Annotated in this window: 17 protein-coding genes and 1 pseudogene; 11 read left to right on the top strand and 7 right to left on the bottom strand. The window is 66.3% G+C overall.

The genetic code is table 11. The features are described 5' to 3' along the window. Positions 1 to 7: 7 nt before the first annotated feature. Positions 8 to 1,573 (bottom strand): flavin-containing monooxygenase, encoded by a 1,566-nt coding sequence (locus BFF94_RS00620; RefSeq protein WP_128846416.1) that lies wholly within the window; start codon positions 1,571 to 1,573, stop codon positions 8 to 10. After that, on the bottom strand, positions 1,570 to 2,472 hold the full coding sequence (locus BFF94_RS00625; protein ID WP_219138835.1) for an SDR family NAD(P)-dependent oxidoreductase: 903 nt from the start codon (positions 2,470 to 2,472) through the stop codon (positions 1,570 to 1,572). The genes BFF94_RS00620 and BFF94_RS00625 overlap by 4 nt, the downstream gene beginning before the upstream one ends. A 103-nt stretch (positions 2,473 to 2,575) precedes the next feature. Here BFF94_RS00625 and BFF94_RS00630 point away from each other — a divergent pair, with 103 nt between their 5' ends. Continuing rightward, positions 2,576 to 3,217 carry a TetR/AcrR family transcriptional regulator gene (locus tag BFF94_RS00630; RefSeq protein ID WP_246637195.1) on the top strand — a complete coding sequence of 214 codons (642 nt, stop codon included), beginning with the start codon at positions 2,576 to 2,578 and terminating at the stop codon, positions 3,215 to 3,217. A 317-nt stretch (positions 3,218 to 3,534) separates the two neighbouring features. On the opposite strand, the gene BFF94_RS00635 is transcribed toward BFF94_RS00630, so the two are convergent. Together BFF94_RS00635 and BFF94_RS00640 are read right to left on the bottom strand one after the other, a co-directional pair. Continuing rightward, entirely contained in the window at positions 3,535 to 3,798 is a 264-nt protein-coding gene (locus tag BFF94_RS00635) for a fucose-binding lectin (protein WP_128847801.1), read from the bottom strand. A gap of 224 nt (positions 3,799 to 4,022) precedes the next feature. Continuing rightward, the gene (locus BFF94_RS00640) at positions 4,023 to 4,976 is read right to left on the bottom strand and encodes a LysR family transcriptional regulator (protein ID WP_128847799.1); all 954 of its coding nucleotides are present in this window, start codon (positions 4,974 to 4,976) and stop codon (positions 4,023 to 4,025) included. A gap of 127 nt (positions 4,977 to 5,103) precedes the next feature. On the opposite strand from BFF94_RS00640, the gene BFF94_RS00645 reads away from it, so the two are divergent. The 8 genes from BFF94_RS00645 (at position 5,104) to BFF94_RS00680 (ending at position 14,678) form a co-directional block, all read left to right on the top strand. Beyond that, complete coding sequence (locus BFF94_RS00645) at positions 5,104 to 5,778, top strand: glutathione S-transferase family protein (RefSeq protein ID WP_219138836.1); 675 nt, start codon at positions 5,104 to 5,106, stop codon at positions 5,776 to 5,778. A 36-nt stretch (positions 5,779 to 5,814) separates the two neighbouring features. Continuing rightward, positions 5,815 to 7,857 (top strand): pyridoxamine 5'-phosphate oxidase family protein, encoded by a 2,043-nt coding sequence (locus BFF94_RS00650; RefSeq protein ID WP_219138837.1) that lies wholly within the window; start codon positions 5,815 to 5,817, stop codon positions 7,855 to 7,857. 121 nt (positions 7,858 to 7,978) lie between these two features. After that, a complete protein-coding gene (locus BFF94_RS00655) occupies positions 7,979 to 8,182 on the top strand; it encodes a DUF2970 domain-containing protein (RefSeq protein ID WP_128847055.1) in 204 nt (67 codons plus the stop codon). A 721-nt stretch (positions 8,183 to 8,903) separates the two neighbouring features. Next, on the top strand, positions 8,904 to 11,135 hold the full coding sequence (locus BFF94_RS00660) for a TonB-dependent siderophore receptor (protein WP_219138838.1): 2,232 nt from the start codon (positions 8,904 to 8,906) through the stop codon (positions 11,133 to 11,135). A gap of 59 nt (positions 11,136 to 11,194) precedes the next feature. Next, a complete protein-coding gene (gene pnuC / locus BFF94_RS00665; RefSeq protein ID WP_219138839.1) occupies positions 11,195 to 11,827 on the top strand; it encodes a nicotinamide riboside transporter PnuC in 633 nt (210 codons plus the stop codon). A 36-nt stretch (positions 11,828 to 11,863) separates the two neighbouring features. Continuing rightward, positions 11,864 to 13,054, top strand: a complete 1,191-nt coding sequence (locus tag BFF94_RS00670; protein WP_128843471.1) for a phosphotransferase enzyme family protein — start codon at positions 11,864 to 11,866, stop codon at positions 13,052 to 13,054. Positions 13,055 to 13,316: 262 nt separating this feature from the next. Then, positions 13,317 to 13,706: a hypothetical protein gene (locus BFF94_RS00675; protein ID WP_128843470.1), complete on the top strand. Its 390-nt coding sequence runs from the start codon at positions 13,317 to 13,319 to the stop codon at positions 13,704 to 13,706. A gap of 66 nt (positions 13,707 to 13,772) precedes the next feature. Further along, positions 13,773 to 14,678: a S66 peptidase family protein gene (locus BFF94_RS00680; protein WP_128843469.1), complete on the top strand. Its 906-nt coding sequence runs from the start codon at positions 13,773 to 13,775 to the stop codon at positions 14,676 to 14,678. Here BFF94_RS00680 and BFF94_RS00685 read toward each other — a convergent pair. From BFF94_RS00685 to BFF94_RS00695, 3 genes and pseudogenes are all read right to left on the bottom strand, one after another. After that, positions 14,679 to 14,948, bottom strand: a pseudogene (locus tag BFF94_RS00685) (integrase core domain-containing protein); the annotation flags it as partial. A 5-nt stretch (positions 14,949 to 14,953) separates the two neighbouring features. Continuing rightward, the gene (locus BFF94_RS00690) at positions 14,954 to 15,403 is read right to left on the bottom strand and encodes an OmpA family protein (RefSeq protein WP_128843468.1); all 450 of its coding nucleotides are present in this window, start codon (positions 15,401 to 15,403) and stop codon (positions 14,954 to 14,956) included. A gap of 15 nt (positions 15,404 to 15,418) precedes the next feature. Next, a complete protein-coding gene (locus tag BFF94_RS00695) occupies positions 15,419 to 16,135 on the bottom strand; it encodes a M35 family metalloendopeptidase (RefSeq protein ID WP_128843467.1) in 717 nt (238 codons plus the stop codon). Positions 16,136 to 16,718: 583 nt separating this feature from the next. On the opposite strand from BFF94_RS00695, the gene BFF94_RS00700 reads away from it, so the two are divergent. Further along, positions 16,719 to 18,032 (top strand): TolC family protein, encoded by a 1,314-nt coding sequence (locus tag BFF94_RS00700; protein WP_219138841.1) that lies wholly within the window; start codon positions 16,719 to 16,721, stop codon positions 18,030 to 18,032. A 26-nt stretch (positions 18,033 to 18,058) separates the two neighbouring features. Beyond that, on the top strand, positions 18,059 to 19,528 hold the full coding sequence (locus BFF94_RS00705; protein ID WP_219138842.1) for an efflux RND transporter periplasmic adaptor subunit: 1,470 nt from the start codon (positions 18,059 to 18,061) through the stop codon (positions 19,526 to 19,528). Positions 19,529 to 19,550: the final 22 nt, after the last annotated feature.

The following is a 19,550-nucleotide window of genomic DNA, read 5'->3' on the forward strand; positions in this document are numbered from 1 at the left end:
GTCGGCCTCAGCGGGTTTCGAGTGCGGGTTCGGCAACCGGCGCCGTGGCGGCCGGGCCGGCTGTCGCGCGGCGTTCGAAATGCATCGCCGAATCGGCGAGCGCGCCGAACTTCAGCGATGCGAGATCGAGCACGTAGTTCTGGTGGAATTTCCACGGCTTGCGGTGGCCCTGCTTCGGCAGGATGCCGGCCGCGCGCTGGATGTAGCCCGAGCTCAGGTTGACCGCCGGCACGTCGCCGAGATCGCCGGCACCGAGCCGCGGCACGCACGTGTCGTAGCCGTTCGCGCGCATGTGGTTGAGCAGCCGGCACACGTAGCGCGCGATCAGTTCGGCCTTCAGCGTCCACGACGCATTCGTGTAGCCGAACGACGACGCGAGGTTCGGCACGTCGCTGTACATCATCCCCTTGTACGACACGGTTTCCGGCAGGTCGACCGCGCGGCCGTCGACCGTGACGCGCGCGCCGCCGAGCATCTTCACCTTCAGCCCGGTCGCGGTGACGATCACGTCCGCGTCGAGCTGCTGGCCGCTCTTCAGCTTCAGGCCGGTCGGCGTGAAGCGCTCGATCTCGTCGGTGACGATCGACGCGCGGCCCGCGCGGATCGACTTGAACAGGTCGCCGTTCGGCACGAGGCACACGCGCTGGTCCCACGGCATGTAGCGCGGCGTCAGGTGCTTCGCGACGTCGAAGCCGGGACCGACCTGCTTGCCGGCGGCGCGGATGATGAACTGCTTCGTCCGGTCGGGCTTGCGGCGCGACACGTTGTACAGGTACATCGTCAGCAGGACGTTCTTCACGCGCACGAGCCGGTGCGCGAGCCGCGACGGCAGCACGCGGCGCAACGCGTTCGCGATCCTGTCGCGCGCGGGCAGCGACACGATGTAGGTCGGCGAGCGCTGCAGCATCGTCACGTGCCGCGCGTCGGCCGCCATCGACGGCACGAGCGTGACGGCCGTCGCGCCGCTGCCGATCACGACGACGTGCCGGTTCGCGTAGGACAGATCCTTCGGCCAGTGCTGCGGATGCACGAGCGTGCCCTCGAACGTGTCCATGCCGGGCCAGTCCGGCAGGTAGCCGGCGTCGTAGTCGTAGTAGCCGCTGCACATGAACAGGAAGCGGCAGGTGTACGCGAGCGTGTCGGTCGCGCCGTCGCGCGTGCGCTCGATGCGTACCGTCCAGCGCGCGCGGTGCGAGTCCCAGTCGGCCGCGACGACCTTCTGGCCGTAGCGGATCGTCTTGTCGATGCCGCAGGTGCGCGCGGTGTCGCGGATGTAGTCGAGGATCGTCTGGCCGTCCGAGATCGCCTTGTCGCTGTGCCACGGGCGGAAGCTGTAGCCGAGCGTGAACATGTCGGAATCCGAACGGACACCCGGATAGCGGAACAGGTCCCAGGTGCCGCCGATCGCGTCGCGCGCCTCGACGATCGCGACGCTCGCATGCGGGCAGCGCTGCTTCAGGTGATACGCGGCGCCGATGCCGGACAGGCCGGCGCCGACGATCAGCACGTCGAGGTCGCGGCTGTCGCCGGGGGCGGGCGGCGCGTCGCGCCGGTCGGTCGTCGTCGAGGTCATGCGGGGTCCTTGGTCGGCGTGGTCGGGAGCGCGGCCGGGGCGTGGGCGCGGTCAAGGTTGCGTGCACGAGCACGGCGCACATGGCGCAGCATCAGCCACTGGTAGCCGGCGCCGAGCAGGCGCGCGATCCGGTCGAGACGGCGCGCGTCGGCGCCGACGAGCACGCGGCGCGCATTGCGCTCGACGCCCGCGAGGATCTGCCGCGCGGCTTCGTCGGCCGTCGTCGCGTTGATCAGGCGGTTCGCCTGCCGGCGATGGGTCGCTTCGTCCTGGCCCGTGAGCGCGTGGATGCTGGTATCGACGCGGCCCGCGTCGACGATGTTCGTCGCGACGCCGCCCGGATGCACGCAGGTCGCGCTCACCGGCGCGCCGTCGAGTTCGAGTTCCATCCGCAGCGCCTCGGTGAAGCCGCGCACCGCGAATTTGGTCGCGTTGTACGCGCTTTGCGTCGGCATCGCGACGAGGCCGAACAGGCTCGACGTGTTGACGACGTGGCCATCGCCCGACGCGCGCAGGTGCGGCAGGAACGCCTGCGTGCCGTGCACGACGCCCCAGAAGTTGATGCCGACGATCCATTCGAGATCGGCGATGCGCGCGGTTTCGGCGCTGGCGGCCAGCGACACGCCCGCGTTGTTGAAGATCAGGTTGACCTTGCCGTGTTCGGCATGGACGAAGTCGGCCCACGCGAACACCGCGTCGCGGTCGGCGACGTCGAGCCGCCGCGTGCTCACGCGCAGGCCATGCTGCGTGCAGGCGGCCGCCGTGCCGGCGAGCCCGGTCTCGTTGACGTCGGCGAGCGCGACCTCGCAGCCGCGCCGCGCGAGCTCGACCGCGAGGCTGCGGCCCATGCCCGAACCGGCGCCCGTGATCGCGGCGACCTTGCCGGAAAAAACGTTCATCCGTTGCTCCTCCCGTTCCGCTTGCGCTGCGCCTGCGGCGTGTTTAATGTGGTGTTGTTCGTCACCACTTTAGTTTTCGGGTGTCCTGATGTCAAATAGCGGAATGGAGAAAGCACTCGAAACGGAAAAGCGGGGCCGGTCGTATGGCGGCGTGGCGCCCGAGGTACGGGCCGCCGAACGGCGCGACGCATTGATCCGTGCGGCGACGCGCGTGTTCGGCACGGTCGGGTTCCGCAAGGCGACCGTCCGGTCGATCTGCCGGGAAGCGAAGCTGAACGATCGCTATTTCTATGCGGCATTCGACAGCACCGAGGATCTGCTGCGCGGCACCTACCTGCATCACGCGCAGCAACTGCATGACGCTGTCGCGCACGCGGTCGCCGAGCGCGGCGGCGATCTGCGCGAAAGCGTCGACGCGGGGCTCGTCGCGTTCTTCGCGTTTCTGCGCGACCCGTGCGCGGCACGCGTGCTGCTGCTCGAGGTGATGGGCGTGAGCGCGGATACCGACATGACGTACCAGCGCATGCTGATCGACTTCGGCAAGCTGATCATGGCGATCGGCGCGCCGCGCGAGGCCGTGACGCCCGCCGAGCGTACCGAGCAGCGGCTGATCGGGCTCGCGCTCGTCGGCGCGATGACGAACGTCGGCGCGGCGTGGCTGCTCACCGACTATCGCGATCCGGAGGCGCAGATGATCGCCAGTTGCAGGCGGGTGCTGCTGGGGACGTTGCGGGAGATCGGGTAATCGCAAGGCATCGCGCGTTCGCGTCACCACCCGGCATTGCCGATTGAAAATGACAAGAAAGCGGCAACCGCACGGCGCGCCGGGCGTCGTGTCGTTTGCTTGCTCGATTTAATCGCCTTTTACATAAATTTAAAGCGGACGATTGGGTGGGTGAAAAATCAATTTTAGTAAATCGCCATTGTTTTTAATTCCGATTCCGTGCTGTGAAGAATTGATGAAAACAATATGGAGCTAATTAAAAAGCGGCGCAACGCAAAAATTCAGTCCGCATTGCGCCGATCGTGGCGCGAAAACCTATGCGCCCCAGGCACGATCAATCACAAACCCGTATAGCCGCCCCGGGTCCAGCCGTCGCCGTCCCAGCACCACTCGGTCGTCGAGCCCCCGCTGGTCGCATACACGCGGATATGGATGGCGCTCCCGACCAGCCAGCACGTCGCGGACACGTTGTCGCCCGCCTGGCTGAACGCGCCCGTGTACCAGTTCTGGCCGTCGTAGCAGCGCTCGGTGATCTTGTTGCCGTTGGCCGTGTAGACGCGGATCGACGGGGTGCTTCCCCATGAAATTGCGGCGGTTTGCATTTCCAGACTCCTTGATTGAACAAAGCGGAGAATTGAAGCGTTTCGGTAAACGCAAATCAGCGTATTACCGGGAATAAGGTTAGTGGAGAAAATGGAAAAGAAATGCCCGATTTTTATGGATAATAAAAGGGCGTATTCGTTCCAGGCGAGAAAGCCCGGCGAAAGGAGTTTGGAGGCAGGGTAAAACGTGCGGATTGCCGGAGGCCATGTCCGGCGATCCGGATTCAGCCGCTCGTGCGCTTCGCTCGCGTCGTGCGCACCGGTGCTGGCGGCGGCGTGTCCTCGATCCTCCCCTTCATCGCATCGATAAACGCCCGCACCTTCGTCGACGGCAGCCGCGTCGACGGATACACCGCATGAATCCCCGCCGGCGCCGAGCGCCATCCGGGCAGCAGCCGCACGAGGCGGCCGGCCGCGACGTCGTCGGCGGTCGAGAAATCCGTCAGCAGCCCGAAGCCGCCGCCCGCGAGCACGATCGCGCGGCATGCCGTTGCCGTGTTCGACACGACCGGCGCGACGCAGCGCACCGACGCAGTGCCGCCGCGCGCGTCTTCGAGTTCGAGCGTATGCGGGCGCGGCAGTGACGACAGCATCACGAACGGCAGCGCGGCGAGCGCATCCGTATCGCGCGGCAGCCCGTGTCGCGCGACGAATGCGGGGCTCGCGACCAGCCATTTCTCGTACGTGCCGAGCTGCACCGCGCGGTAGTTCGAATCGGCGAGGCGGCCGATGCGGATCGCGACGTCGAGGTTGTCCGCGACGAGATCGACCACGCGGTCGTTCGCGACGAGTTCGACGTCGAGCCCCGGATGCAAGTCGCGCAATGCGACGACGGCAGGCGCGACGACCAGCGCGCCGTAGTCGATCGGCACGCTCACGCGCAGCGTGCCGCGCAGCGGCCCCGCGTCGGACGACACCGCGTCGAGCGCGGTTTCGGCGGCGCGCACGATGTCGCGGCACGCGTCGTAGAACGCGCGCCCCGCGTCGGTCACGCTCAGCCGCCGCGTCGTGCGTACCAGCAGGTTCGCGCCGACCTCGGATTCGAGGCGCTGCATGTGCGTGCTGACAACCGTCTTCGCGAGGCCGAGCCGCTCGGCCGCGGCCGTCAGCGATCCGGCGTCGACCACCGCGACGAAGATCGCCAGCCGGTTCAGGTTCACGTCGCGCAGGTCGGCCATCGTTGATTGTCCTATGAAAGAGGATAATGTTTCCGCGATTATCCGTCTTCTGGCCGCGAACGGCGAGCGTTACGCTGGAGCCGTTCGTCGCCGATTCCCGGCGGCGCGAGATTCCGGAGTGTTTTCCATGTCCGCCGCCAGCCAGCCCGTCGCCGGTAAGCCCGTCGCCGGTAAGCCCGTTGCCCCGATCCGCGTCTATTCGTTCCTGCTGTCCGGGCACGCGCATCGCGTCCGGTTGTTCCTGTCGCTGCTCGGCCTGCCGTCCGAGACCGTCGAAGTCGATCTCGCGGCCGGCGCGCAGCGCGAACCGGCGTTTCTCGCGCTCAATCCGCTCGGGCAGGTGCCGGTGATCGACGACGGCGGCACCGTGATCACCGATTCGAACGCGATCCTCGTCTACCTCGCGAAGCGCTACGGCGACGCGCACTGGCTGCCCGACGACCCGGCCGGCGCGGCGCTCGTGCAGCGCTGGTTGTCGTACGCGGCCGGCCCGATCGCATCGGGGCCGGCCGCCGCGCGGCTCGTGACCGTGTTCGGCGCGCCGCTCGATCAGGACGCGGCCAAGCGCACGGCCGCCAAGCTGCTCGACGTGATCAATCGCGAACTGGCCGGCAAGCCGTTCGCGGCCGGCGCGCAGCCGACGATCGCGGACATCGCCGCGTACACGTACATCGCGCACGCGCCGGAAGGCGGCGTGTCGCTCGAACCGTATCCGCACGTGCGCGCATGGCTGGCGCGTGTCGAGGCGCTGCCGGGCTTCGTCGGCATGCCGACGACGCGCGCGGGCCTGCTCGCCGCTTAACGTCCACCGAAACCGCGCCTGTTCAGGGAGAACGCGATGAACGCCCCGACCGCCGTCGTACCGGGCTGGGAACTCGATGCCGCGCCGTTTCACGCGGGCGAGCTTGCCGTGCAGCAGCGCGCGGGCGTGACGGAGGCCGCCGGGTCGGCCGGCCGGCGCGGGATCCGGCGCTTCATGCCGGACCAGCACCGGACGTTTTTCGCGCAACTGCCGTTCTTCGTGCTCGGCGGCGTCGATACGCACGGCCAGCCGTGGGCGACGCTGCGGGCCGGCGCGCCCGGCTTCGTGACGTCGCCGGATGCGCGCACGCTGCGCATCGAGGCGCGCGCGCTGCCGGGCGATCCGCTGGCCGGCGCATGGCGGCCGGGCGCGCCGCTCGGCGGGCTCGGGATCGAATTCGATACGCGGCGGCGCAATCGCGTCAACGGCGTCGTGCGCGCGGTCGACGGCGATGCGCTGACGATCGCGGTCGAGCAGAGCTTCGGCAATTGCGCGAAGTACATCCAGGGCCGCAAGCCGAGCTTCGTGGCACGCGAGGTCGATGCATCCGTCGAGCCCGACGTGTCGGACGCGTTGAACGATGCGGATCGCGCGCTGCTCGCGCAGGCCGATACGTTCTTCGTCGCGAGCGCGAACACGTCGGCGGATGCGGGCGCCGCGCGCGGCGCGGACGTGTCGCATCGCGGCGGGATGCCGGGCTTCGTGCGCGTCGACGATGCACGCACGCTGACGACGCCGGATTTCAGCGGCAACCGCTTTTTCAACACGCTCGGCAACCTGCAGCAGGATCCGCGCGCCGGGCTGCTGTTCGTCGATTTCGACAGCGGCGACCTGCTTTATCTCGCCGCGCGTGCGGAGATCGTGTGGGATGGACCACTCGTCGCGTCGTTCGACGGCGCGCAGCGCGTCGTGCGGTTCCATGTGCGGGAAGTGCGGCGCATGCGCGCGGTGCTGCCGTTCCGGTGGTCGGCGGTCGAGCGCGCGCCGCAGTTCGCGGCGATGGCGGCGAGCGGCGCGGCGGCGGCCGCGCCGGTGCCGTCCGCATCGGCAAGCGCATGGCGGCCGCTGCGCATCGCGAGGATCGTCGACGAAGCGCGCGCGATCCGCTCATTCCATTTCGAACCGGCGGACGGCGGCGTGTTGCCCGCCTACGAAGCCGGGCAGCATCTGACGCTGCGCGTCGCGCTGCCGGGCGGCGACGCGCCGTCGGTGCGCAGCTACACGCTGTCCGATGCGCCGGGCGACGCGCATTACCGGATCACCGTGAAGCGCGAAGGGCGCGTATCGGCGTGGCTGCACGATCACGCGCAGGCGGGCATGACGCTCGACGCGCAGATGCCGCGCGGCCGTTTCACGCTCGATCTCGCGAGCCCGCGCCCGGCCGTGCTCGTGTCGGCCGGTATCGGCATCACGCCGATGGTCGCGATGCTGCGCCGCGCGCTGGCCGACGATCGACCGTCGCGCCGCGTGGTGTTCGTGCACGGTGCGCGTGAAGCGGCCGACCGGCCGTTCGCGGCGGAGCTGGCGCGCATCGCGGCCGCCGATGCGCGGTTGTCGCTCCACCGGTTCGACAGTCATCCTCACGAAGGCGCGGCGGCGCCGGCCGGCCGGATCGACATCGCGCAACTGAAGCGGATCCTGCCGTTCGACGACTACGACTTCTACCTGTGCGGGCCGTCGGCGTTCATGCGCGACCTGTATGACGGGCTGCGCGCGCTGAACGTGCCGGACGAACGCATCCGTTTCGAGGCGTTCGGGCCGTCGAGCGTCGCGCGTACCGCGACCCGCGCAGCCGGAACGCCGGCGGCGGCGAGCGTGCCCGTCGTGTTCCGGCGCACGGCCCGCGAAGCCGCATGGACGCCCGCCGACGGCACGTTGCTCGAATTCGCGGAAGGGCAGCGCGTGGCCGTGCCGTCCGAATGCCGCTCCGGTTCGTGCGGCACGTGCGCGACGCGCGTGCTGTCCGGCGCGGTCGACTACGAGCAGGCGCCCGATGCGCCGGTCGAACCCGGCTGCGCGCTGCTGTGCGTCGCGCGGCCGGCGCAAGGGGCGACGGAGCCGCTCGTGCTCGACCGCTGACGCGCCTGCGACATGCCGCCGCAGATGGCGTGCTGCGCGAAAATCGTGCGCAACTGCTTCTTTTTTCGGATGCCGGTCGGATCGACGATAGCGTCAACCGATAGATGAAAGGAGCGCAATCATGAAACTGCTCGGCATGATCCGACTGGTCCTGTGGAGTTTCTTCGGCGTACGCAACAGCAAGGCGCACGCAGCCGATCTCGCGAACGTCAACTTCACGCTGCTGCCGTTCGTGGCGATCATCCTCGCGGTGCTCGTCGGTGCGGTCATTTACGGCGTCGTGCACCTGGTCGTGGATCCGACCGTGACGATGCAGGGGTTCTGAACGTCGCGCGTGCCGGCATACCCTCCGCGGTTTCCGGCCGCGTGACATCGGGCGGCGAAGCGGGGCGCAAGAGGGCGCGCCGCTTCTGCCGCGACGCGTCCGTACCGACCGGCGCGTGGCGCCGCCGCCCTCGTAGCTTGCGGATTGCGGCGGCGATGGCCGACACCGGTTGCCGCTTCTCCGCTGTCGCGGTGTCGCCCGAACAGCATCCCCCATTCCCGCTTCCCTTCGCCCCCACCGACCGTTCCACCCGATTCCACGGCCTTCGGCCCCGCCCGGGGTAAAATGCGCGCCACGCCGCGATGTCGCGCGCGACGGGCATGCCGCCGTTCCGACGAACGGCCGGCGCAGGTGCCCGGCGCCCGCACCGCGGCGCTCGAAGCGTCCCCCGCATGACAAGACCGCGCGATGCGGCCGGCCGCCCGACAGGCACCCGGCGAACCCGTCGGCGGCTGCGTCGGTCCCCGGTGCGTCACCTGAATCCGATGTCCCATCCTGCGTCTTCCCGACCGAGCGGCCCGCATGTGCGCCGCATCGTCCGGTTCGTCTGACGAATGTCGTGCCGATGCACGCGTCCGGCGATCGGCCGGACGGATGCGGCGGCCGGTAGCGGATGCGTTCGCGGGCGCGCGCTTCGCAGCTTCGTAATGTGTGTCGACAGCGTGTGGGTCGACAGCGTGTGTTTCGACAGGGTCGAGTGGCGAGTTTTCCATCCAGAACAATGACGGTGAATAGAACAACAGCGTCGCCCGCACGGCGGCGGCGCGCGAAGGTCGGGCTTGGCGTCGGCATCGGCATCACGCTTTTCGCGGCGCAGGCCGCCGCGGCACAGGGCGACACGCCCGCGCCGGACGCCGATGCGGCCGGCAGCGCGACGCTGCCCGCGATCACCGTGAGCGGCGAGCGCGGCAACGCGCTGCGTGTGCGCGAAGCGTCGGTCGCGGGGCTCGACGACGCGCCGCTGCGCGACACGCCGGCGTCGGTGAGCGTCGTGACGCGCGCGCAGCTCGACGACCAGCAGGCGAAGCGGCTGAGCGACGTCGTGCGCAACGACGCATCGGTCGTCAACGACTATGCGCCGGTCGGTTATTACGAAGGCTTTGCGATCCGCGGCTTTCCGGTCGATCTCGCGAGCGCGATCCGGATCGACGGGCTGACCGTGTCCGGCGAGCAGAACGTGCCGCTCGAGAACAAGGAGCGCGTCGAGATCCTGAAGGGGCTCGCCGGCATCGACGGCGGCGTCGTCGCGCCGGGCGGCGTGATCAACTTCGTGACCAAGCGCTCCGCGAACGTCGCGAGCGTGACGGGCGGCGTCGACAGCCGCGGCTCGACGTCGGCGGCCGTCGATCTCGGCCGCCGCTTCGGCCCCGACCATCAGTTCGGCTTCCGGATCAATGCCGCGAAGGAGAACATGCACTCGACCATCGACGGCACGAACGGGCGGCGCACGTTCGGCTCGATCGCCGCCGACTGGGACATCAGCCCGCGTGCGAGCCTGCAGCTCAACGCCGAGTTCCAGCAGTGGATCCAGCGTTCCGCGCCTGGTTACCAGTTGCTCGGCGGCACCGTCGTGCCGTCCGTGAAGACGACGTCGAAGGCGCTCGGCACGCAGCCGTGGGCGAAACCGGTGACGACCGACGCGCTGAACCTGAACGCGCGCTTCGACTACCAGTTCAACGACGACTGGAAGGCAACTATCGCCGCGGGCCGCAGCCGCACGATGATCGACGACAACAGCGCGTTCGCGTACGGCTGCTCGTACGCGGCGAGCTGCGCGGCCGGCGCGACGTCGCCGTTCTTCTTCGGCGCGAACGGCGACTACGACGTGTACGACTTCCGCAGCCCCGGCGAATACCGGCGCAACGACGACCTGCGCGCGGTGACGACGGGCAAGTTCGCGACCGGGCCGCTGCGGCACGAGCTGACGCTCGGCGTGAGCGTGCAGCGCCGCGTCGTGCACGTGGCCGATGCCGTATACGACTACGTGGGCAGCGAGAACATCTACGGGCCTGACGTGGCCTTCCCGCCGTCGCCGAATTCGCCCGGGCCGTCGTACCCGCGCCTCGACGCGTGGCAGTACGGCGTGTTCGGACTCGACCGCATCAGCATCGGCGAACACTGGCAGGTGCTCGCGGGCGGCAAGGAAGTGCTGCTGCGCCAGCGCAGCTGGAGCAGCCTCGACGGCGACGCGACGCACACCGACCGCTCGGTGTTCCTGCCGCAGGTCGCGCTCGTCTACAAGCCGGTGAACGTGCTGTCGCTGTACGCGTCGTACAGCAAGGCGCTGTCGCTCGGCGACCAGGCGCCCGTGCGCGCGACCAACGCGTATGCGTTCCTGCCGCCGGTCGAATCGCACCAGATCGAGGTCGGCGCGAAATACGACTGGCTCGACCGGCTGAGCCTCACGGCCGCGGTGTTCTCGATCAGCAAGCCGTTCCAGTTCGCCGATCCGGACGCGTCGGGCACGAGCTACACGTTCGTGCAGCGCGGCACGCAGCGGCACCAGGGCATCGAGCTCGGCGCGGCCGGGCGCGTGACCGAGCGGCTCGCGCTGACGGCCAGCGTCGCGGCGATTCGCGCCCGTGCGGTCGATTCGGGCTCGCCGGCGTACGAAGGGCACCAGATCATCAACGTACCCGCGCTGCGCGCGTCGCTGTATGCGGACTATGCGGTGCCGGGCGTCGCGGGCCTGAACGTGCTCGGCGGCGTCGAGTACAGCGCAGCCCGCAACGCGAACGAGGAAGGCACCGCGCGCGTGCCGTCGTGGTTCGTGTTCAATCTCGGCGCACGCTATACGACGAAGATCGGCGGCCATCGCACGGTGCTGCGCGTGTCGGTGGACAATCTGTTCAACAAGTTCTACTGGCGCGACGCGGGCGAGCAGCAGGGCGACGCGTACCTGTTCCCGGGTGCGCCGCGCACCGCGCGCGTGTCGTTGACCTACGATTTCTGACCGTCCGGAACCGGCCGCGTGACGCGCGGCCCCGGCTGCTATCCTGGAGAGCACAGACGATGTCCCCACTCGAAATCGCCGGCGTGATCGTCAGTGCGCTCGCGATCTGGCTGACCGCGAAGCGGCGCATGCTGTGCTGGCCGGTCGGGCTCGCGTCGGTCGTGCTGTACGGCTGGATCTTCTTCGACGCGAAGCTGTATTCGGACATGCTGCTGCAGGGTGCGTTCGCGGTGCTGCAGGTGTACGGCTGGCAGCGCTGGCTCGCACAGCGTGCGAGCGACGCCGGCGGCGGCGCGGCGCCGGCGGGCGACGTCGCGCCCGTCACCGGCGTGCGGCCGCGGCAGATGCTGCCCGACCTGATCGCGGCCGTGGTCGGCAGCGCGCTGCTCGGCGGCATGATGGCGCGCTGGACCGATGCGGCGCTGCCGTTCGTCGATGCGTCGCTGACCGCGTTCAGCCTCGTTGCGCAATACTGGACCGCGCGGCGCTACATCGCGTCGTGGGGGCTGTGGATCGTCGTGAACGTCGTGTACGTCGGGATGTTCGTGTTCAAGGAGCTGTATCTGACGGCCGGACTCTATGCGCTGTTCATCGGGCTGGCCGTCATCGGCTGGCGCGACTGGAGCCGGACGGCCGCGGCGTTGCGCGCGGCGGCCGGCGGCGCGCTCGCATCGGGCGGCGGCGCGCGCTGATTCACGCGCCGATTCAACTACGGAGCAACGTCGTTCATGTCATTCCCACTCGAGCCGGACGGGCCGCTATCGCGTGACGTCGCGCCGCCGCAATTCGGCGTCGACGGCGAGCAGGCCGAACGCGACTGGCCGTTGATGACGCACGACGAGGTGGCGGCGGTGCTCGCGCGGATCGACGGCGCCGGCGAGCCGGTGCGGCTGACCTGGCACAGCCCGCGGCAGTTCGCGGCGGCCGTGCTCGTGCGGATGGCGGACGGACGCGGGCTGTTCGTCAAGCGTCATCACGTGAGCCTGCGCGACGTCGCGGGGCTCGAGGAAGAGCATCGCTTCATTGCGCATCTGCGCGAACGCGGAATGCCCGTGGTGGATGTTCTCGCGGATCGCGACGGTGCGACCGCGTTCGCATCCGGCGACTGGACCTACGAGGTGCATGTGCTTGCGCCCGGCGTCGACCCGTATCGCGGCGTGATGTCGTGGCAGCCGTTCACGCATCCCTCGCACGCTTACGCGGCCGGCCGCGCGCTGGCCGAGCTGCATCGCGCGTCGGCCGGCTACGATGCGCCGGCGCGGCCCGTGCGCACGCTGCTGTCGAGCTTTCGCGTGCTGTCGTCCGACGATCTCGCGGGCGCGCTCGAACGCTGGGTCGATGCGCAGCCGCTGCTGGTGCGCGCGCTCGGTTCGCGCGACTGGCGCGGCGACGTGGCTGACGCGATCGGCCCGTATCACGCGCGCCTCGTGCCGCTGCTGCCCGCGTTGCCGCCGCTGTGGACGCACGGCGACTGGCATGCGTCGAACCTGTTGTGGACCGATGCGGGGCCCGGCGCGCAGGTGCGGACCGTGCTCGATTTCGGATTGTCGGATCGCACCTGCGCGGTGATGGATCTCGCGCTCGCGATCGAGCGCAATACGGTCGACTGGATGGCCCCGGCCGATGCGAGGCGCATCGAATACGCGCAGATCGACGCGCTGCTCGACGGCTACGAATCGCTCGAACCGCTGGGCGACGACGCGTATGCGGCGCTGGTCGCGCTGCTGCCGATCGTGCATACGGAGTTCGCGCTGTCGGAAGTCGCGTATTTCGGCTGCATCATCGACGCACCGGCGATCGTCGACATCGCGTACGACGGCTACCTGATCGGGCACGCGCGCTGGTTCGGCGAGCGCGACGGGCGGCAATTGCTCGACTGGCTCGTGCAGCGGCGGCGCGCGAAGCAAGGGATCGTTTGATTCTTGAGAACGCCCTGATAGCTTCACCAGTTAGGCGATTGATCTATCGCTCGAATCATTATCGAATCGACCATCGAAATCTCGCTCGGATAGATTCGATGGACCGTTGCACGCGGGCACTGGATGTGCGGAGCTCAACACAAGCGCGGCGGCGATAAATTAGCCAACTTGAAAGGACGGTGATCGATTTGAACAATTGCGAACGAATGGATTTTGCCTAAGTGGCCGCGATTTCGCATTGGATTGGAGTCCCGCTGCGATCGTGACCGCTTTGCAAAGTTGTATATTGTGTCCTGGGTTATTCCCGGTATTTGTTTCACTTGCCTTCCTGAATCAGTTCCAATGCCTCGGCAGCTTTAACCAGATCCAGTACCTCGATCAAATGAAACAGGCATTGACTGCGTTGCGGGGAGTCGACGGTGATTTGTTTGCTACTGTGCCAACCGACGGATTGACGCTCGGGCGTGTGCGCCAAGTTGACGGAACGGAGGTCTATCCGATCGATGTGTTGCTTGGTGAACCGATCGAATGGGACCGAGATCGTTCAGTAGGTGATTTTGCCTCGACAGTGATCCTAAAACGACGCTGGCTTCGCAGCGCGTTCGTCGACGCAGGTTTGCAATATTCTCATGCAGGGCCGACGCCTGTTTGATGGTGATGCGTAGGTGCATTTTGTCGGGTATAGTTATTGCACTCTTCTCGTCGGAATATCACTTCGATGGAAATACGAAAAAAAATAATTCGGATAGTGGCACCTGCTGGTGTCCCTGATCCGGATGGTATCGAGCGCGGCGTGGCACTCCTTGAGAGCTGGGGATTCAACGTCACAAAAAGCGAGTATCTCGGGGGGCGCTATCGCTATTTTTCAGGCACGACCGCCGAGCGAACGCACGACCTGCGACTTGCTTTGTTGGATCCGACCGTTGACATCATCTGGCTCGCCCGCGGAGGGTTTGGTTGTGCACATCTGCTCGAGTACTTACCTGAGGAGATAGCGACGCCGAAGGTACTGATTGGATTTTCTGATGCAACATCGTTGTTCTGTGCTCTGTCAGATCGATCCGGCATACGCTTAATTCACGGACCGACTTTTCATAGTCTCGCGATGAAGGTGGATGATGCAACACGCGATGATATGCGTGCCGTGCTAACCGGAGCTGAACGCGAGCCGTTAGAGCTGCGCCATCTGCTTGGAGATCCTGTCACAGTGACTGGACGCCTCTGCGGGGGCAACCTTACGGTGCTCGCGAGTATGGCTGGTACGCCGTGGTCATTGCGCGCACGAGATGCCATCGTTCTGCTCGAGGACGTGACGGAATTCGGGTACCGCTTGGATCGCAGTTTGACCCAGTTGCGCTTAAGCGGCGCCTTTGATGGTGCTCGGGCTTTCGTGCTTGGACAATTTACGCGATGCCCTGTCCCGGAGAGTGCGGATTTTACACTCGAGGAGATGCTGGTCGACCTACTCAGCGCGTGGGGCCGACCGATTTATGCTGGCCTGCCGATTGGACATGAGCACCAGAACGTTTCTTGGGAGTATGGCAGCTACGCGGTAATCGACCGCAGTGTGATCCATTTTGCTTCTGGAGTTGACCCTGTAATCCCGGACACAGCGTCGCACTAAGGTTGCTGAATCCATTGAGCGCCGGAACTCGCGAGGCGAGCGGTATTTCAGCGCGCTATGGGGATGCTTCTCGTTGTAATGCTCGAACGCGATGGCCAAGTTGCGTGCAGCAGTCGCTGCGTCCGGCTTCGGCATGAAGGCGACGTAGTCGCGCTTCATCGTCTTCACGAAGCTCTCGGCCATCCCGTTATTTTGCGGGCTACACACCGGCGTGGTCAATGGTTTCAGGCCGATGGCCGCTGCGAACCGGCGCGTTTCGTCGGCCGTGTATCATGTCAATGGCCCGTACAGCAGTTGTCGGGGCAGCCGGGGCTCACTTGAACGGTGACCTCACGGGTTTCTGGTGTTGATTCGGTTGTGCTATTGGTTGGATAAATTTGTGTTTTTATCTGAAGTGGCGCATTTATCAGACCGTCGTCTATGACGACTTTCGCCGTCGCGGAAGCGCGTTTCGTTGCAATTTGAGCGGGGTCGGTTTCATTTTTGGACGCGCTGCCAATTATATCGATCCAGTTTTGAATTGGATACTTGGAATTCATTGCTGAGACCCATCGTCCAATTCGAATTCGTTCGGATTTGGAGATTTCGTGGCTATTGGGTGAAAAAATCACGAAAAATTGCTGTGACGGCAGATTTTGTGATCCCTGGCATTCTGCTGCAGCATTTGTGGAGAAAAGGAACGATGTTGCGATAGGCGTGATTAATGCTGTGATAAAAATTCTCATGCTGATTTCGGCTCCTTACTCTGCAAATAAATCTTCGCCGTAGATCACGAATCCGGTGAGTGTATCCGCATTTCTCAATGCCAGGTCAGGATTGGCTCTTGCCCATGCGGCCGCCGTGGGGTCAAGCCCGTAACGAGGGTCGCTGCTGCCGAACGTGTCAACGAAATGTGTTACTTCGTGAATGAGCGTAGATAGGCGGGAATCTCCGAACATATTCTGGTCGCGCAAGCCGGTGCAAAATTTCACGGCAATACTTATAAGTCTACGCTCCGTGTTAGGCCCGCAAACATGAGCGGCCTCGTTATCGATGTCGCGCATATTCGGGACGCAACCTAACATTCTATCGAGGTTCGGATCGGCTCGAACGAAATTGTGTGGCGTTAGTGTTTTAAGAACGGAGAGCTGTCGTGAGAAACCGTTGACAAGATATTGTCGCGTATTCTCATCGTATCGATTGAACCAATAGATCATTCTATCTTTGGTTTTTTCATCATATCGCTTCAGATCGGAGATCCTTCGCTCGACTAGGATTGCGGACCATTTAAGCAGTCTCATTACCATAATTCTAAATTCTCTGTTGGTCATGTTCGGGCAGATTGGCGTTGTGTTAATGTAAACATTAACCATCGATCCCGGATTCGTGTTGGTGACGGCCCCGGAGTGAACGAGAAACCATTCTTTGTCTTCGTCAGTATCAAAGTTGTACTCGTTGTGATCTGAAAAATTATTCATTGATTTAAAGTCAAACCGTTTGGATTATCAAGGATGCTGGGTCGCCCTCTAGATCAACGCATCGTTCGTGCTGGGTCGCGCGCTTTGCGAATCCTTCGCTATCAGGAACGCCCCTTGGCACTTTCCGCATGCCGCCCGTTGTTGTCGGGTCGCCGTTCCTGAGTGCTCGTCGACTCATTGTCGGTTCCTTAATTGAAGTTGGTAAAAATCCATTTTGTATGGTCTTGGGGGCATGGAACGCATGGTTACGTTCGTGTTCCTGGAACCTTGAACAGTCATCTTTTCAAGTGAAGATGTCTATAGAACTCGTTCGAAATTTTGGAATGCAAAGAAAGTTTTTGTGATTTTGACGTGACCGAATTGCATAATCGGAAGCGATGCGACGAGTCCGATGAACTTTGACGGCATCGTCGGACCGCACGCGAGCGCTTAGGCGTCGAGTACAGTTGGCTATCAGCGTAGATGTCCACGCTGGTTGGGCGAGTACAGCCCGCCCAACATGACGGAAATATCATCTTCGCCTCATGTTCGCACTGCGGCCGGACCGTAGCATCGGTCGCAAACCGTTACCGCAGAACCGAACATGCTCAAGCTCAACCTCGCCGCGGCCGTCGCTTTCGCGATGGCCGCGACGGCTCATGCGCAGCCGTCGCTGTCGCCGGGGCCGGCCCCGGCTGCCTCCGGCAGCGCGACGCCGGCAGGCGCACCGCCCTCCGACGCACGCCCCTTCACCTCATTGACGCTTCCCGACGCGCTTGCGGTCGCGGCCCGCAACAATCCGGCGCTGCGCGGTGCGCGCGCGGATGTCGATGCATCGGCCGGCGCGCTGATGCAGGCAGGCGCGCGCCCGAATCCCGAAGTGTCGTTCCTGCAGGAAGGCTTCAGCCGCGCCGAGCGCACGTCGACCGCGCTGATCAACCAGACCATCGAGCTGGGCGGCAAGCGCCGCGCGCGGCTCGACGTCGCGTCGTACGGCCGCGAGGCGGCCAACGCGTCGCTCGACGAGCAGGGCGCCGCCGTGCGTGCCGACGTGATCGCCGCGTTCTACGGGCTGCTCGCCGCGCAGCGCCAGCTCCAGGTCACCGAGGAATCGGCCGCGATCGCCATGCGCTCCGCGGATCTCGCGGGGCGTCGCGCACAGGCCGGCAAGGTGTCGCCGGTCGAGGCGACCAAGGCGCAGGTGGCGGCGGCCGGCGTGCAGATCGAAGTCGTGACCGCGCGCGGCCGTGTCGAGGTCGCGCGCGAGAAGCTGAACGCAGTGATGGGCGAAGCGCGCGGTGACCGGCTCGCGGCGCTCGGCGACCTGGAAGCCGTGCCGCCGGTCGAGCTGCTGCCTGCGCTGACCGCGCAGCTCGACGACGCGCCGCTCGCGCGGATCGCGCGCGCCGAGATGCTGCGCTCGAACGCGGCCGTGTCGCTCGAACGTGCGCGGCGCATTCCGGACGTGACGGTCAGCGCGGGCGTGAAGAGGGTGACCACGGGCGGCGTGCCGGACAACCAGGCCGTGGTCGGCGTGTCGATTCCGATTCCCCTGTTCAACACGAACAAGGGCGCGCTGCTCGAGGCCGCGCACAAGGCCGAGCGCGCGAACGCCGATCTCGATCGCGAACGCACGCGCCTGCGGCTGGAGCTCACGCAGGCGTATGCGAATTTCGAGGCCGCCGAGCAGGAAGCGCAGCGGCTGAAGGCCGACATCCTGCCGGCCGCGCGCCTCGCGCTCGATGCGATGTCGCGCGGCTACGAACTCGGGAAGTTCAGCTTCCTCGACGTGCTCGACGCGCAGCGCACGCTGTTCCAGGGGCAGTCGCAATACGTGCGCGCGCTTGCCGGCGCGCATGCGGCCCGCGCCGATATCGGCCGGCTCGTCGGCACGCCGCTCGCGGCCGTCGCGCAATAAGCGCCCCTCTTACCTGAAGGATCATCATGTCACGCAGCAGAATCTTCGTTATTGCGGCGGCCGTGCTCGGCGGCGCCGGGATCGTGATCGGCGCGCTCGCCGTCACGCGCGGCGGGAACAGCGCATCGGCGCCCGTGGCCGCCGATGCCGCGCAGCCGGCCGATGGCGCCGGCGCGCGCGGCGGTGTCGTGCTGAAGCGCGGCAGGCTGTCCGTCGAGATCGTGATGACGGAAAAGCCCGGCGACGCGCGGCTCGTCGTCTATCCGTTCGTCGACGGCAAGCCGGCCGACAAGGGCGTCACCGTGTCCGGCACGCTGGTGCGGTACGACCGCACGCACGAACCGCTGCGTTTCGACGCGGCCGGCTGGAAGTTCGTGTCCGCGCAGTCGATCGCGAAGCCGCATGTGTTCGACGCGACGATCGACGTGAAAGCGGGCAACGACGCCGCGTCGTTCCCGTTCGCGCGCGCCGACGGCGCGATCGCGCTGACCGACGCGCAGCTGGCGAGCTCGAAGATCGCGCTCGCGAAGGCTGGCCCCGCGCAGATCGCGACGCCGTTCCAGCTTCCCGGCGAAATCAAGTTCAACGAGGACCGCACCGCGCACGTGGTGCCGCGCGTGGCCGGCATCGTCGAACAGGTGCCAGTGTCGCTCGGGCAGAACATCGCGAAGGGGCAGGTGCTGGCCGTGATCGCGAGCACCGATCTCGCCGACCGGCGCAGCGAACTGCTGACGGCCGAGCGCCGGCTGGCGGGCGCACGCGCGACCTACGAACGCGAACGCACGCTGTGGCAGGAGCGCATCTCGGCCGAGCAGGACTACCAGCAGGCGCAGGTGCAGTTGCGCGAGGCCGAGATCGCCGTGCAGAACGCGCGGCAGAAGCTCGCCGCGCTGAACGCGCCGGCCGGCGTGGGCGCGCTGAACCGCTACGAGCTGCGCGCGCCGTTCGCGGGCACGATCGTCGAGAAGCATGCGACGCCCGGCGAGGCGATCGCCGCCGATGCGAGCCTGTTCGTGCTCTCCGACCTGTCGACGGTATGGGCCGAGATGGCCGTGCCGGCACAGCGGCTGAACGACGTGCGCGTCGGCCGCGACGCAACCGTCATCGCGACCGCGTTCGAATCGCGTTCGAGCGGCCCGATCGCGTACGTGGGTTCGCTGCTCGGCGAACAGACGCGCACCGCGCCGGCGCGCGTCGTGCTGCCGAACCCGGACGGCGTGTGGCGGCCCGGGATGTTCGTAAACGTGTCGGTCGACGCGGGCAGGCAGGGCGTGCCGCTCGCGGTCGCGAGCGACGCGCTGCAGGACGTCGACGGCGCGCCGTCGGTGTTCGTGCGCTCGCCGAAGGGCTTCGTCGCGCAGGCCGTCGAAACCGGGCGGCGCGACGAACGCGCGACCGAAGTGCTGAAGGGGCTCGCACCGGGTCAGGAATACGCGGCGTCGAACAGCTTCGTGCTGAAGGCCGAGCTTGGAAAGGGGAGCGCGGAACATGAATGAGCGCCACGCGTGCGCCGTTGCG

The sequence above is a fragment of the Burkholderia catarinensis genome, from assembly GCF_001883705.2.
In the GTDB taxonomy this organism is placed as follows: Bacteria; Pseudomonadota; Gammaproteobacteria; order Burkholderiales; family Burkholderiaceae; genus Burkholderia; species Burkholderia catarinensis.